The sequence below is a fragment of the Marinobacter lutaoensis genome (genome assembly GCF_001981305.1).
GTDB lineage: Bacteria > Pseudomonadota > Gammaproteobacteria > Pseudomonadales > Oleiphilaceae > Marinobacter > Marinobacter lutaoensis.
On sequence record NZ_MSCW01000009.1, the window covers coordinates 24,866 to 38,124 of the forward strand.

Annotated in this window: 13 protein-coding genes; 6 read left to right on the plus strand and 7 right to left on the minus strand. The window is 52.3% G+C overall.

The genetic code is table 11. From position 1 onward, the window contains the following. Window positions 1-68 precede the first annotated feature (68 nt). The 3 genes from BTO32_RS14800 to BTO32_RS14810 all read left to right on the plus strand — a co-directional run bounded on the left by BTO32_RS14800 (window position 69) and on the right by BTO32_RS14810 (window position 1,933). Window positions 69-401, plus strand: a complete 333-nt coding sequence (locus BTO32_RS14800; protein ID WP_076725426.1) for a hypothetical protein — start codon at window positions 69-71, stop codon at window positions 399-401. 33 nt (window positions 402-434) lie between these two features. After that, window positions 435-1,091, plus strand: a complete 657-nt coding sequence (locus BTO32_RS14805; protein WP_076725427.1) for a hypothetical protein — start codon at window positions 435-437, stop codon at window positions 1,089-1,091. Window positions 1,092-1,210: 119 nt separating this feature from the next. Then, window positions 1,211-1,933 (plus strand): hypothetical protein, encoded by a 723-nt coding sequence (locus BTO32_RS14810; RefSeq protein WP_076725428.1) that lies wholly within the window; start codon window positions 1,211-1,213, stop codon window positions 1,931-1,933. 303 nt (window positions 1,934-2,236) lie between these two features. Here the strand turns inward: BTO32_RS14810 and BTO32_RS14815 are convergent, their stop codons facing one another. The 4 genes from BTO32_RS14815 to icmW are packed head-to-tail and all read right to left on the minus strand — an operon-like array spanning window position 2,237 to window position 5,817. Beyond that, window positions 2,237-3,496: a hypothetical protein gene (locus BTO32_RS14815; protein ID WP_076725429.1), complete on the minus strand. Its 1,260-nt coding sequence runs from the start codon at window positions 3,494-3,496 to the stop codon at window positions 2,237-2,239. After that, window positions 3,496-4,599: a hypothetical protein gene (locus BTO32_RS14820; protein WP_076725430.1), complete on the minus strand. Its 1,104-nt coding sequence runs from the start codon at window positions 4,597-4,599 to the stop codon at window positions 3,496-3,498. Before BTO32_RS14820 ends, BTO32_RS14815 begins: the two co-directional genes overlap by 1 nt. Window positions 4,600-4,614: 15 nt before the next feature. Next, complete coding sequence (locus BTO32_RS14825; RefSeq protein ID WP_076725431.1) at window positions 4,615-5,277, minus strand: hypothetical protein; 663 nt, start codon at window positions 5,275-5,277, stop codon at window positions 4,615-4,617. An 18-nt stretch (window positions 5,278-5,295) separates the two neighbouring features. Beyond that, entirely contained in the window at window positions 5,296-5,817 is a 522-nt protein-coding gene (icmW, locus tag BTO32_RS14830; RefSeq protein WP_076725432.1) for a type IVB secretion system protein IcmW, read from the minus strand. A 125-nt stretch (window positions 5,818-5,942) separates the two neighbouring features. On the opposite strand from icmW, the gene BTO32_RS14835 reads away from it, so the two are divergent. The 3 genes from BTO32_RS14835 to BTO32_RS14845 all read left to right on the plus strand — a co-directional run bounded on the left by BTO32_RS14835 (window position 5,943) and on the right by BTO32_RS14845 (window position 10,116). Beyond that, window positions 5,943-6,485, plus strand: a complete 543-nt coding sequence (locus BTO32_RS14835) for a hypothetical protein (protein ID WP_076725433.1) — start codon at window positions 5,943-5,945, stop codon at window positions 6,483-6,485. 5 nt (window positions 6,486-6,490) lie between these two features. Then, the gene (locus BTO32_RS14840; RefSeq protein ID WP_076725434.1) at window positions 6,491-9,118 is read left to right on the plus strand and encodes a DotA/TraY family protein; all 2,628 of its coding nucleotides are present in this window, start codon (window positions 6,491-6,493) and stop codon (window positions 9,116-9,118) included. Window positions 9,119-9,246: 128 nt separating this feature from the next. Further along, window positions 9,247-10,116 (plus strand): hypothetical protein, encoded by an 870-nt coding sequence (locus BTO32_RS14845; protein ID WP_076725435.1) that lies wholly within the window; start codon window positions 9,247-9,249, stop codon window positions 10,114-10,116. Between the two features lie 49 nt (window positions 10,117-10,165). Here the strand turns inward: BTO32_RS14845 and BTO32_RS17750 are convergent, their stop codons facing one another. The 3 genes from BTO32_RS17750 to BTO32_RS14860 form a co-directional block, all read right to left on the minus strand. After that, on the minus strand, window positions 10,166-10,630 hold the full coding sequence (locus tag BTO32_RS17750) for a hypothetical protein (RefSeq protein ID WP_139339076.1): 465 nt from the start codon (window positions 10,628-10,630) through the stop codon (window positions 10,166-10,168). A 19-nt stretch (window positions 10,631-10,649) separates the two neighbouring features. After that, window positions 10,650-11,783, minus strand: coding sequence for a ParM/StbA family protein (gene parM, locus BTO32_RS14850; protein ID WP_245820353.1), 1,134 nt, complete (start codon window positions 11,781-11,783; stop codon window positions 10,650-10,652). Between the two features lie 240 nt (window positions 11,784-12,023). Then, window positions 12,024-13,256, minus strand: coding sequence for a type IV pilus twitching motility protein PilT (locus BTO32_RS14860; protein ID WP_084206868.1), 1,233 nt, complete (start codon window positions 13,254-13,256; stop codon window positions 12,024-12,026). Window positions 13,257-13,259: the final 3 nt, after the last annotated feature.

Sequence of the window (13,259 nt, forward strand, 5' to 3'; positions counted from 1 at the left end):
TCACTTATGAATGTTTTCCACAGAAATACCCACCGAAAATGTGGATAAAACACGGTTGGAGTGAGCAGATGACCAATCTCAATAAGAGTTCAGGAGATAAGCGGCCACCGATCACACTGTTCAACGCAACGGATCGGTACAAATTCATCAAGAACGAAATGGCTCAGCTTGGGCCAAAAATTGAAGAACTGAAAGAATGCGCACACCCCGGTGTTTTCGACATTCATATTCAGTATTCGATGCTCGTAACAGCAACTCAAGGTGCCGCTTCGAAATTCGATAGCGGCTCGGTTCAGAAACTGACAACGAAAGATCTCGCGATGCTGGAGAATCTGCAAATTCTTGTTCTGGACTTTGCAGATATTGTCAATGAGGCCCGAGCCGAATTGCTACCTGAATAAACAGGGGCAGCAAATAACGCTAGGAGTAGTGCGATGTACGACAAGACGTATGCAATGACGACCGGTGTATCGGTTAGCCAAAAGGAAAAATCATCGAAGCCGTGGTCGGAGAGAATCAAAGCCGCTCATCATGGAATGGCAAAATACTTTGCTGAGTACGGCACCAAAACCGGGCTTGCAGGCGGCACACTCCTGGTCATGGCCGGCGGAGCCACACTGCTCAGTGCGGCTACAGCGACCACGCCGGAAGCCGTCGAGGCAGCCAGATCTGCGAGCTCGGCTATGATTCTCGGTGGCGTCCTGAAAATTGGCGCCATGAGCATTGCCGAACACGTGGCCAAGCTGCATTTAAATGGCATTGACTCGCTTTTTGAAGGCGCCGCAGCCAAAGATACAACAGCTTCTCAAAAAGGCTCCGGCGCAACTTTGCAAGACGATCCCATTCTGCAAGACCCGCGGTTCAAGCGGGCACTGGTGGCCACATTTCGGGATCTGCAGAATGATCCTGAAACCCGAGCCAGCGTCGTAGAGATGTTGCAAAACTCGAAGCAGGCTCGCAAAGCTCTTCTGAATGCGCAACGGCAAATTGAGGAGGCCGATAAGGCCCGGCAAGTTTCTGCTGTCACACAGGGCGCCGCTGAGCAGTACCATGGTGAAGAAGAGCGCCCCGAAGCCCCCCGTTTGCATTAAGCACAGCACGGGGACGACACACGTCACACGTCGTCCCTGTGTATTGCCACCCTTCGCCCCTCATAGATTAACCTGCCCTACCCGGTCTTCCTGTTAGACTTGGGCAGTAAGGAGAGCAAATGAACACACCACAACAAGACGCTCCCCCCCCTAAAGCGCACTGGTGGACCAGGTGTAAGAAACAGATGGCCAAAACTAAGCGCTTTGCAAAAGAGTTTTGTGCTCGATCTTCCGGCGTGGTTGGAAAACTGTACTACGCATCGATGCTCGTGGGAGGCCTGGCAATCGGCGCCACTGCACTTGAAGTTCCCGGGGCATCAACAACTATGGTGGTTGCTGTTGCGACAACAAGGTTATTCAAAGCACTCTGGGACCACGTTAGAGATCTGAAAGATGCGGCCGAGGACCTTGAAAATCAGGAGAACGACGCCCGGATCGTAGCGCGCATGGATCAGACCACGTCTGAGCTTGAAGAACTGCGGAAACTCGTCGAAGAACAGCGGAACGTGATCGAAATGCAAGCCAAGGCGAGTCAGAAATTGGAAGCCAGCCTCAGCGAAAGCGATGCACGCATGCGTGAGCTTTCCGCAAGTCATGACAATCTGATCGCCGTGCTCAGACATTTTGTTGGCGACGACACTGACAACGAAGTTCAGCAGCAAGCCAAGCGGGCGTTTCGGTTGAAGTATCAGTCGGAACTTGACGCTGCAGAGAAAACTGGGTTGATTGAGCGTGTATCGTTTGATCCAGAGCGCGACAACTTTGTGCGATATACCGGTGACGGTAGTGACGATCCAGGTCTATCAGAACCGGAAAGTGAGAACGAGCGGGTTACTATGTAACCCGTCAGAACTACCATCCCCTATTCTGTGCGTGGGGGTGCCGAAGTCTGGCCATTATATGTCGGTGCTACGCCTTCAGTTGCTTCTGCTTCCACCCACATCATTCTCAGCGTTACGCGGAGTGAGCCTGCCAGATCTGAAAGATTGCCGGAGCGATTGATTAAGTCATTGAGGGCATGATTTGAGGCGGGCCTGGGGGCATATCCCGCCAACACACGAGCGCGATTCAGCAATTCATCAACCCGGGATGATTCGTCGAAGGGGTCTGGCAAACCTACGGGTTCTGCGGCCAGTGAATAGTGCTCAGAAGCCATCTCGTTCCTTCTCCATAATGTTTGCTGCGACCTGCGCGAGCAGAAGAACCTTGGTTCGTTTGGTCTTCCACTTTTCGAACTTCATTGCCAAATGCTCGGCCTCCATCTGAACCAGCTGAGCCAACGCATAGGCATCGTCAACGGCAACTTGCGATAACCAGATGGCGTCCCGTTGACGGTAGTGAGCCAGGTTGTACCAGAAATTTTCGTTCGATGTGACCTCGGGTACCGGCTCGCCCATCGATTCGGCAAGAAACTGATCCACGTCGGTCGCCTGAGACCTTGCACGACGAAACTTGATGTGATCGTCGAGTGCCTTCATGGCCATCCCAAATTCCATATCATCGAGCTGGGCCTGGGTAGCCTGTCTGAGCTCCTCCGGCGTTGTTGCCGCTCTAGCAAGCGCGTCTCCATGAGTCGGTGCATCCACCATGAGGTACTGAATCAGATAGTCAGCCCTTTGATCGTCGGAAAGACCATATTCATCCGGCTGAATTGATAGCGTGAGTTTTTCATCGCTGATGAGTATGGACGGGTTTAGGATTTCCGGAATAGTCGCGTCCGGGCTACCGTTTTGGGCAGCAAGTTTTCGAAGTTGGAGGAAGTCTTGGTTAGCAACCTGTGCTGCCCGGGACGCAGTACCCATCATCTGAGCCTGCATCCCATCGGCATCTGTTGGTACAGAGTCTGGCGGCGAAATAGCGTCACCGATCAATTCCCCGCTATCCGAGACGAATCGCCCTGTAGTAACGTATTGATAGCCCCAACCCAGCGAAGACCTGGGCTTCAGACTGCTTACCGTGCCATAGGCCAGTGATTGGCATCCGCCATGAGCATCCGCAGTAGCATTGGTTGCTTTTTCCGTGCTTACCGTTTGTTCAACCCCGACGTTGGTAGATGCAGAGCCAACCATGCTGGCGACAAGATTCTTGGTTGTACGCTCAATCTGTCCAACGATCAGGCTTGACGATTTTCCCACACTGGTCTGAATCTGGGCTTGAAGCATGGGGAACCCCACCGGAATTGGGCTCGTGTAGATACCTTCGTTGATTGCCCGGCCAATGGCTTGCTCACTGATTGTCAATGCAGACTGAATCACACCGAAAGCACCGCCAGCAGCTCCAGCGCAAACGCCACAACCGGCGGCGAAACCTGCAGCAAAACCAGGGGTAGCTTGTCCAGATAGCGGCGCAAGGGCTATTGCGATGCCCACAGCGAGTGAACGGACTGGGAATCTTCGGCCTGACATCACTTACGCTCCTGTCGTACCTGTGAAGCAAGTATCTGCGACATCAACAGCGTCTCGTAGCGTTCTAGCTTCCAAAGTTCGTAATCCATCACCAGATGATCGGCCTTTACCATCGCCAGGTCTTTTTGCAGACCTTCCGGCTCTTTGGTGGCCGCACTCGCGACCGTGGCAGGATCGTTCATGCGATGGGTGGCCATGTGCCTGATCAAATCCGAATACGCCACTTTGCGGTTTTCAGCCACAAAGGTGTCGTATTCTTCAGGCGACATACGCTCAAGTATTGATGCGAACCAGGAATCTTCAGGAAGATCCAGGACCGGCGCTTCGTAAGCAAGCAGGTTTTGAGAGATGCCCTGGGCAATGGACAGTCGCATGTTGAACAAATCGGCGTCCACGTTCTTCTTGATTTCAGAGGGCGTGGAAGGGCTCTTGATCTTACGGGCCGGCTGAGGATTCAAAGTGAGGTTCAACGCCCGGGATGCGGTTTGAAATTCCTCTGGCGACATGGCACCGATGTCATCTGGCCCGGCCAGAACATTCATTGGCGCCGTTTTGATTTCTGGGTTGTCCCGGATGAGCTTGCCTACGAGAGCACCAAAGGCTACCTCTGCGTTAGTGGTCTCCGGGTATTGGCTGGGCGTTTCGTTGTAGGTAATGACTGCTCGTGTAAGCTCTTCCTGCTGCGCGCCGAGCAACATATCAGCAGCCTGGGTGTCGCCTGTGCGTTGCACGTACTCACATTCGTTGGTTGCATGGCGTGAGGGAGACGTAGCATTCAGATCTTGACGGATAGACTCTTCAATTGCCGGTTGCATCAGAATCTGGCTAGTTAGCGCTTTCTCCATCGCGGTAATGGCCGACACCACTTCCTTCGCCATCTTTGCTTCGGAGGCCATGACCTGGGCCGACGTTTTATCAAAGCCAAGCTGAAGGGCTGAGACGATGGCTGCCGAACCACCTGCCACCAACATAGTCACATTGGATGCCCCACTAGAAATCGTCCCGATACAAGTGCAGGCGTTCGCCGATGTCGGGAGGACAGAAAACGCACTCACAGCAGCCGCCAGCACACAGATTTTTACACCAAACCGTTGTTTCGCCATAGCAGCATCTCCAGATCAGCGGCGCAGGCCGGGGTTGTAATTTGGAGTCGGAATCGACTGGCCACGGGATTGGGTCGTGTATTGCGATCCGGGCAGGCGATCAACGTACATATCGCCATCGACCTGTATCTTATCGCCACTGTACGTGGGCAGATTTTCAGTCAGGTCCCCCATCACTTTGTCGAAGTTGATACCCAGTTCTCGGCCACTGTCATCTACTGTGATCAGCGAATTGCTGCGCCCAAGGCTAACCGACAACTCCCCGAGGTCCATCGGCGCCGAAATGGACACTCCGATTTTAGAGATACTGTCGTTGATGTAATTGTCCACAGCCTGGCACGCGGCTTTTTCCAAACTGCTCAACAATCCTTTAGCCAGCGCGGTCACCGCACCAAACCCAAGATTCGCACCATAATCGCTGATACAGCCGGCTTCTTCTGCATCGAAGTCCGGCAGGTTTTCAACCACCTTCTGAGCCTTACCGCTGGCGATGGCGGAATTCGTCTCACGATTAGCCTCACGCAGCTTGCTGAGAATTTCACACCCGGCCCCAGAAGGCAGGGGTCCAGCTGCGGCGCTGGAAGGGGCGACGGAAAGCGCCGATGCTGCCATGCTCACAACCAGAATCATGGAGACCCCTGCTGCGGAGTGGCCCGCTTTATGGAACAACCGAATCATAGTGAAAGCCTCCTGTTATCAAGTGCGACGCGCCTTCGCGGACGCACTTGCGCGTTCGATGGCGTCAAGGACGCCTTCGACACGCTCATGCGAAAAAATACGAGCGATTAGCCCGGCCCGTTCGAAGGCCAGAAAACGCTCAAGCGCCAACTGCGCCGACACCTTCACCTCGCCCCCTGGCGAGGTGGCTACAAGATTGGAAACAAGGTCGAGAAACGACGAGATAAACTGCGGTCGAAGCTCGGCGTTAACGTGCAGCAGCATCATGGCGGTTGAGCCATGTAAATATGCCATCAGCTTTAGCGTATCCTCGGGATTCTCCCGCATGTACTCCGTCACACAGGGGTGCTGCCTGACCAACGAAATCAATTCATCCAGAACATCCATGAAGTCCGGATGCCCTTCGATGACCCATGATTCCTTCTCATCAATGAGCTTCACGACCTTTTCGGCGACCCCATCAATTCGTCGCCAATATGTGTGTTGACCAACGGTGTGTGTTGGCGTGCTTTGGAGTTCAGGGTTCGTCAAACAGTCCACAAAAAGCGACTACCTATGTTGCGTATTGGAAATTGTGGTTGCAGGAATCGTTCACAGACTCCGATCTGGTAACCAATTGCTGCATAATATACCCCATGTGATTTTATAAATGTGAGACTGTAGCCATGGAGCAATCTTCAAAACAGGTTAAGTGGAGCGAGAAGGAAGCACGCTGGGATGAAGGTGCGACCGCGCAAGAGAAGCCGGGAAAGGGTAGCAGTCTGCTGGGTTCCGGCCTGCGCAATGTAGTGCGCGCTGCCGTCAAGCTCGGAGCGTGGGATGTGCTGGTCCGGGATGCAAAACGGATCAAGCCGCGCTACCCCAAATTGTGGCGTGATCTGTGGGGGCTGCGACGAACACTTCGATCCGCCGAGCCCACTGGCCCGATTACCGCCGGCAAGAGCGTCGCGGTGGCACTATCTGTCACCATTATCACCGTGTTGATGACTGGGTACTTCGCACTCCTGCTGGTTGGTTATATTCATGGCCGAAATGTTGACCTCGCAGCACTTATCGCCACTGGAGCCATCTGTATCGGAGGTGCGTTTCAGGCCGCTTGTTATTGGAAGGTGTCTCACATCCTCAAACGAAAAAGCAGATCGTCAGCCCCCCAGAGCCTGACCATTCAGCGCGGCGATGAAAAGCCAGCGAAAAATTCACGCGGGTAAGCAAGATGATGGATAAACACCACAAGGCATCGTTCAAATACACGAAATGGGCGTTAGCCCTTTTCGTCATTCTGGCCGCATCGACTGGTCATGCCCTTGCAGACGTTCCGATGGATGAACGGGCGTCAGTGACCGGCGGTTACGGAGCATGGATGTTGTCATCCCTGTTTGAAAGCGGGTCACTGAATGATATGCCAGCCGACAAAGGCATTGTCGGGGCTGTCATCACACCGTTTTCCCTGGTTTGCGCGATGGTCGTTGTTTTGGTGATGATGATCAAAGGCGTGCAGCACGTCCTGATCGCAGCTCAGGCAAGGGATATTGAACAAAGCCCAATCAGTATGACGTGGGCACCCATTCACATGGTTTTTGCGGTCGCACTTGCAGTTCCCCTACCCTGGTCCGGCTACTCTATGGGGCAGTACGTCGGTATTTGGGTGGCCGAACAGTCGAATCTTCTTGGAAACCTGACGGCTGAGCGGTCGGTCGATTCCAGTGAGTATGGCCTTATCACCGAAATTCCGCTGCCCGGTGTTCGGACAACGGTTCAAGGGATTGTGGATGCACATGTGTGCAAGGCAATGTTCAATGCCCTTGGGCAGTATATGGAAAGCCAGGGTGGATCAGGTGTACAGGTTGAACCGGTTGTCGTTTCAGATTCTGACACGTTAACCCGGCTTGTGGGGCCGGCATCAAAAGGATTCTCTGGGAATGGAGAGCCCAAGCGAAACGGGGTGACGTTCTCTATCACCCGGACTGGTACTGCGGGCAACTTTGTAAACAGTGAACGTGATGCTCTGGACTTTTGCGGCAGCGTCGTCGTCGAGTACGACGCATACTTTGGTGATACACAAGTCTGGCAGCGCCCTCCACAACCAGCGCCTGATGGATCGGGCGGTCAGTGCGCTGGCGGCATCCTATGTGGTGAAGAGGATGTTACCCGAAACGAGGACAAGCGTGTTGTAGCTCAGGCGTTCCAGGGAGCACACGAACAATTGGAAAGTCTGTTCGTTGACCGTGCTGTGAACGGATCAGGTCGAATTGGCGCAGCCGTCGATTACCTGACTTGGGATGTGGATCTGTATTTCGAAGCACTCACCGATCCAGATAAGATGGAGGCATATCACCAATCTCAATATCTGGAAGAACAGCAAATCGAACGTGCTGCGTTGGCCATAAAACAGGAAATTGATCGCCTTCAATCGGATGTTGTACGAGCTTACATGACGGCGATTGACCAACTTCGGTCACGCAATCAGAGCACTGGTGACAGCTTTCAGGATGCTGTAATGAGAACTGGTTGGACGGTGCTCGGTCTTTATTGGTTCCAGCAAAATGTGTACAACTCCGCTGTGCTCGATTCGGTCAACTTTAATGCGACCGCAAGAATTGGGGTTGGTGAGATTATCCGCAGCCTTGAAGCAGCGACGGGTGATGCTGAGTTTGCAAACCGCATGGCGAACCGCCTCACCGAATATCGCCGGGCCGTAAACCGCAAAATCATGAACACCCGTCTGGACCCAAACCCTCTGCAATATGCGGCGTCTGGCTATAGCGCAACGAGCAACACCATTGCGCTAGACGAGAAAATTCGTGCCAGTCAAATGCGTGAAGAATTGCCCACGTACCTGGAATCGCTTCTTGATAGCGGCGCTCAAAATCAGGGCGCGGTTCTGGGAGATGGTGATAGCTTTGGCCCTGACGTAGTTACATCAACGCTTTTCCGGGATTGGATCTTTCCGAGTGTCGTCGGCACGATGATTGATAAAAACCTGATGACATCTCTGGTCAATACCGGACACAACCTGATCGCTATTGCAGGTACGTTTTACTCCATCGAACTGATGGCACGATCAACCAGCAAATGGGCCGAAAATAAAGCCAGCCAAGGCTTTTTTAATAAAGTAACGTCGTTTTTCCTTAATCCGATAGATAGCGCTGCCGGAGAAGCAATTTCACCGTTTGCTACATCCTGGATCGGCTTCTTTCTTGTTGAGCTCCTGAATGACATCAAACCGGTGTTTCTGTATCTATTCCTGCTGGGATTGTTCCTAGCCTTTTATTTGCCGGCAGTCATTATGATTCAGTGGTTGATTGGCCTGATCCAGTGGTTGATCTATGTGATTGAGGCTGTCGTGGTGATCCCTTTGTGGTCAGTTCTGTTTGCAAGTGATATGGGACAAAAAGCATTTGCTCCTCAAACCGCACAACAAGGTTTGATTCACCTGCTGTCCATCCTTTTTTATCCAACATTGATGATTATCGGTTTTACTATCGGGATTAAGGTGTTGGATCTTGCCGGGATATTTCTCATTGACTATATACTCATTGGCTTCTTTGGCATCACGTCTGGTTACACTTTTGGGCCAGTTTCGACCGTAGCGGGATTGACGATTCTTGCGATTATTGTGTACCAAGTTATCATGCGCATTTTCAGCGGAATGTTGGAGCTGAATGATCGGGCGATCAACTGGATTGGTCAGCGTCAGACCTTCGGTGAGAACAGCGTTGAGCAAGCCGTTCGCTCTGGTGTCGTTGGTATTATTCAGCGCACCGAAGGCATTGCCCAAAAGAACGGTCAGAGACGGGATCGGCCTGGAACCAATAAAGCTCCGGGCGTTGATAGAGCCTAGGATTCTTTAAAAAAGTGAGCCTGAATTCATGGCGCCCGTAGGTTTCCTTACTGGCGCCATTTTTTTTCACTTGTATTCTTGGTATTAAGAAGAGTTACAACGCATAGTAATTGAATCAGGAGTCTGCTATGCCTGCAAAAAAACAAGCCTACGCATCAAATGACAGCCTCGCGGCCGGGCTCACTGCATCATCCAGCATGACCGATATTGGGCGCACATTGGGGCGCACCGCCCCCGACAGCTCTGTGCGTTTAGCAGCCATGCTCGAACGGGGTAATGGTTGGGATCAAGTACGCAACACCCATAACATGCTGATGGGATTCTTGTTCGTATGCGCTCTGATTGCAGGCGTCATCTATACGTTTAAGGATTCGTCGGTTGCAGGCATCTTTGGCCTGATTTTGGTGATTGCTGGCCCATTCTTTTTATTCGCCGTGGGCTTTGCGACCGCCATGCAGATGACCAGCTATGTTCCGATTCGATTTCGGGCACGCTGCATTCCGGTGGATGAACCGAACATCCATGCCGGCCAGATGCTGACCGGGCACCCAATGACCGAGCTTCTCTTTGTCATACCAGTCAAAGTGATCGCTCTACTGATCATGCTGCCCTTTTGGATGCTCGGATCATGTCTTGAGGTTCTTCGTGTTATTGGCCTCAACCTGATCGGGAAAAAAGCATCGTACCGTGGCGATCAAGGCAAATACTACGACAAGGTTCGTCGCCAGTATGCCAAGGTATACCACGAGAAAGGCGTTGCTGCTGCGATGGAGTATCTGCGCCTGGCCTACAGCGGCCTGCTCACTCCAATCGGTGTGGAAATTCCACGAGATCAGTGGTTCGGTGAAGGATACAAACGCTGGCTGTCCCCGATGATCGAGCGTCATGGCCCGGTTGATATGTACTGTACCGGAGAGCCTGGGCAATCATCTGAACAGCTTCGGGAAATGAGCCGGTCAACATCCGACAAGCCGGACAAAAAATACGATGCGATTTGAGGATCGCAGCAAGCAAAAAGCCGACACCCATGGTGCCGGCTTTTTTGTATCAGCCCATAAACTGAGAAGCTATGCTTCGATACCTTTCTCGCTCAGGATCGCCTGGCAGAGCATCATTTGGACCGGTCGATTCCAGATCAGTAGTTGCCGTTGCTGAATCGTCCACAACAACCTGAGCTTTTACTTGAGGGTCCGAAGATGATTCCAGCAACCAGTTGTCGGAATCTGATTCAGAATCATCCAGTTTTGGCGCACTTGCGTTTCCGTGACCGCGCTGGAAAACACCTCCCGGGTGTCCGAGCCCCAGTTCCGACAGCGAACCAGGATAACCACCATTCGGTGATAGCAGCATTGCCTGGCACATGATCCGCATTGCTCTGTGCACGATCATGGTTCGCTCAGTTCGCCCTTTTGCCAGAATGCTCTTGAGAACTCGCAACTCATCTTGCGAGTACCCAACGCACCCCGACGGACCGCCGATCATGACTCGAACAGGCTTCAGTTCATCGGACACAATCACCTCCGCAAACGCATCAGAGCGCGCTCAATTTCAACATTCCGCGAGCATTCGCGAACTCATCCATCACGATAAAGTTAGGCAATTGCTCCCAGTCTTTGAACAGATTTCGGCATAGCAGCGAACCTCCACCTACGAGCAGAATGGCCTGATACTCGGAGAAATTTGGAATCCGCTGTTTCACGAAGGCCTTGATTTCACTGACCGTTTCGGAAGCTGCCTCATCGATAATATGTTGAACGGGAATCTGGCGTTGGAAGCTGCGCCCCTGATCGTCTTTGTCATAGTGTGGGTAGGTACCCGAAGCCATGACCTGGTTGATTTTCCACTCAGGAATACCGCCTACAGGAATGCCCTTGGACTCCAAGTAAGCCGCCAGCTTGCGCTTCAGTGGTTCAACGATGTCCATGGTCCCCCTCTTGAGCGTGCCACTGGACGCTTGCCGAATGCGCATATCCTTGGTGAGCGTCACCACATCAAAGGTAGATCCGCCAAAGTCGAGCACTCCGATAGGCGCAAACACGTCACTCAAACCCTCACCAACATTCGGAACAAGGAAGTCGAACGCAGCTGCAACTGCTTCCGAAATCACATCCGAGCGAATCACATTGGCTACCTGCTGAGGCTCATCCCTGTTATTCACAACCATTTTCACCGGCTTCAGCATGGACTCTTTCTGGCCGAGAATCAGATCTTCATTTTTCGAGCCATCAGTATTAAAAAAGTCCCGAACCGGTAGACTGGTAACCAGAATGACTTGCTGATCTGGTGTAACACCACTTTCCCGCAAACCATGATTCACCAAAACCCGGTTTGCATCCGTAAGGCCGTAGTCGCCTGTTCTCAAAGGAATCGGCTGACTTACGTGCTCATCAACAACAAACCGCTCGCCATTTGTCTCGTACATGTTGGCGTAGCCACCTTGCATGTCGGTGATCGCCTCACTGGAGCTGCCGAGAATTGCCGGGTATTTCAGCGTCCGGATTTCTCCTTTTTCCACCCAGGCAACCTTGTGGTAGTTGTACCCATTATCTACAGCGCGTCGAATCGGCTTCATACAAACCTCAATATCTGCGTCCTTTGAAATGATCCCAGCTCCATTTGCGAAGCCGGACCTGATGTTTTGAGTGAAGGCGCCAATAGCCGCCATTGAAAAAGAATCGGAATCGGCGCGTAATATCGGCCCACCGATACGCCCGCTTCCGCATTCGATAAATATCCAAAGCAAAGTTGAGCAAACACAGATTTAGAACTGTGCCGTAAGGGAAAACAGTAAGAAATAGGAAAGGAAGAACACCCATTATGCTGAAAAAATTGCCAACTGACGCACGCTGAGATTTGTGCGCCCAAATAATGGGGTCTCCATTTCCTTTTTTTACAAGATGCAATTTCATGAATCTGCACCCTCTTCAAATACGACCTTGTAGTGGTCGTCGAGACTGTGGTCGTCGAGACTTATGCGGGACGGGCTATCTGCTTTAGATGGTGAAGAGTTTGAGTTTTCGAACTCAGCTTTATATCGGTCATAAAGCCCTTGATCGATACGCCCTGCCTCGTACAGATCGTCCACATCACGCATTAATGGACGACCGTATTGCTGCACGAAGTCGCTCATTACCGCCGTGATATGTTCGCCTTTTGTTTCATACAACTGCCGGCGCATATCATTGTTCAGAGCAAGGTATTCCCGAATCGCAGCCCGCTTACCATCAACTGTCGGAATCAACTCCTGGTAGATCAATACCTGAGCGGCTCCGATAAGTCCGGCCGTCGCCCGGGCCTGCTCCTGGAACGGGAATACACCCACCATTCGGGACAGCATCTCAGCCACCGAGTTGACATGCACAGTTGTGTATACCCGGTGCCCGGTTTCTGCGTTGTGAATGGCTCCCGCGATGGTTTCTGCATCACGGGCCTCCCCCAAAATGATGTCGTCAGGATGTCGGCGCAACGAGTTCGCAGTAGCGTGTGCGTAGTCCTTCAACATGACGTAAACATCAGATTGAGCAATGCGCCCCGTGCGCCCGGGAATAGCTCTGTAATCGAATTCGATGGGACTTTCATAGGTCAGAACGCGGCGTCCTTCGGGCGCCGTGAGAATCCGTTTAACGACTGCCCCTATCAATGTCGATTTACCTGATCCGGTTGCGCCGCCAACGATCACAATTCCTGTTCTCGGAAACAGCCGCTCAATAAGGTCTGAGGGCACTTTAAGGTCTTCCAGGCTTGGTGGAACCTGGGCAATCGTTCGCATCGTAATGTCGATACCTACAGGTGAGCCATGCAGCCCCATTGAGGCGGTTGCGTTTACCCGGAACCGATAGGTGGTATACCGATCTTTTCGGACGGTATAAGTGAAATTGTGATCGTCCGCTTTTTGCAATGTCGCCGCAGCAGATTGTTTGTACATGCGGTTGAGGATGAGTTCGATCGATTCGACATCCAGCGGCCTTCTGCCGACGGTTACAATTCGCCCGTGGCGCTTGACCGCAAGCATCTCTCCATCCTGAAGAAGAATGTCGTCAACACCCCACTCGTATAGCTGAATCAAAGCCTGATCGAGTTTTTCAAGCGTCAACGGGTGATCGTCATTGATTTTGGGAATTTGTTCTTGATCCGACATACC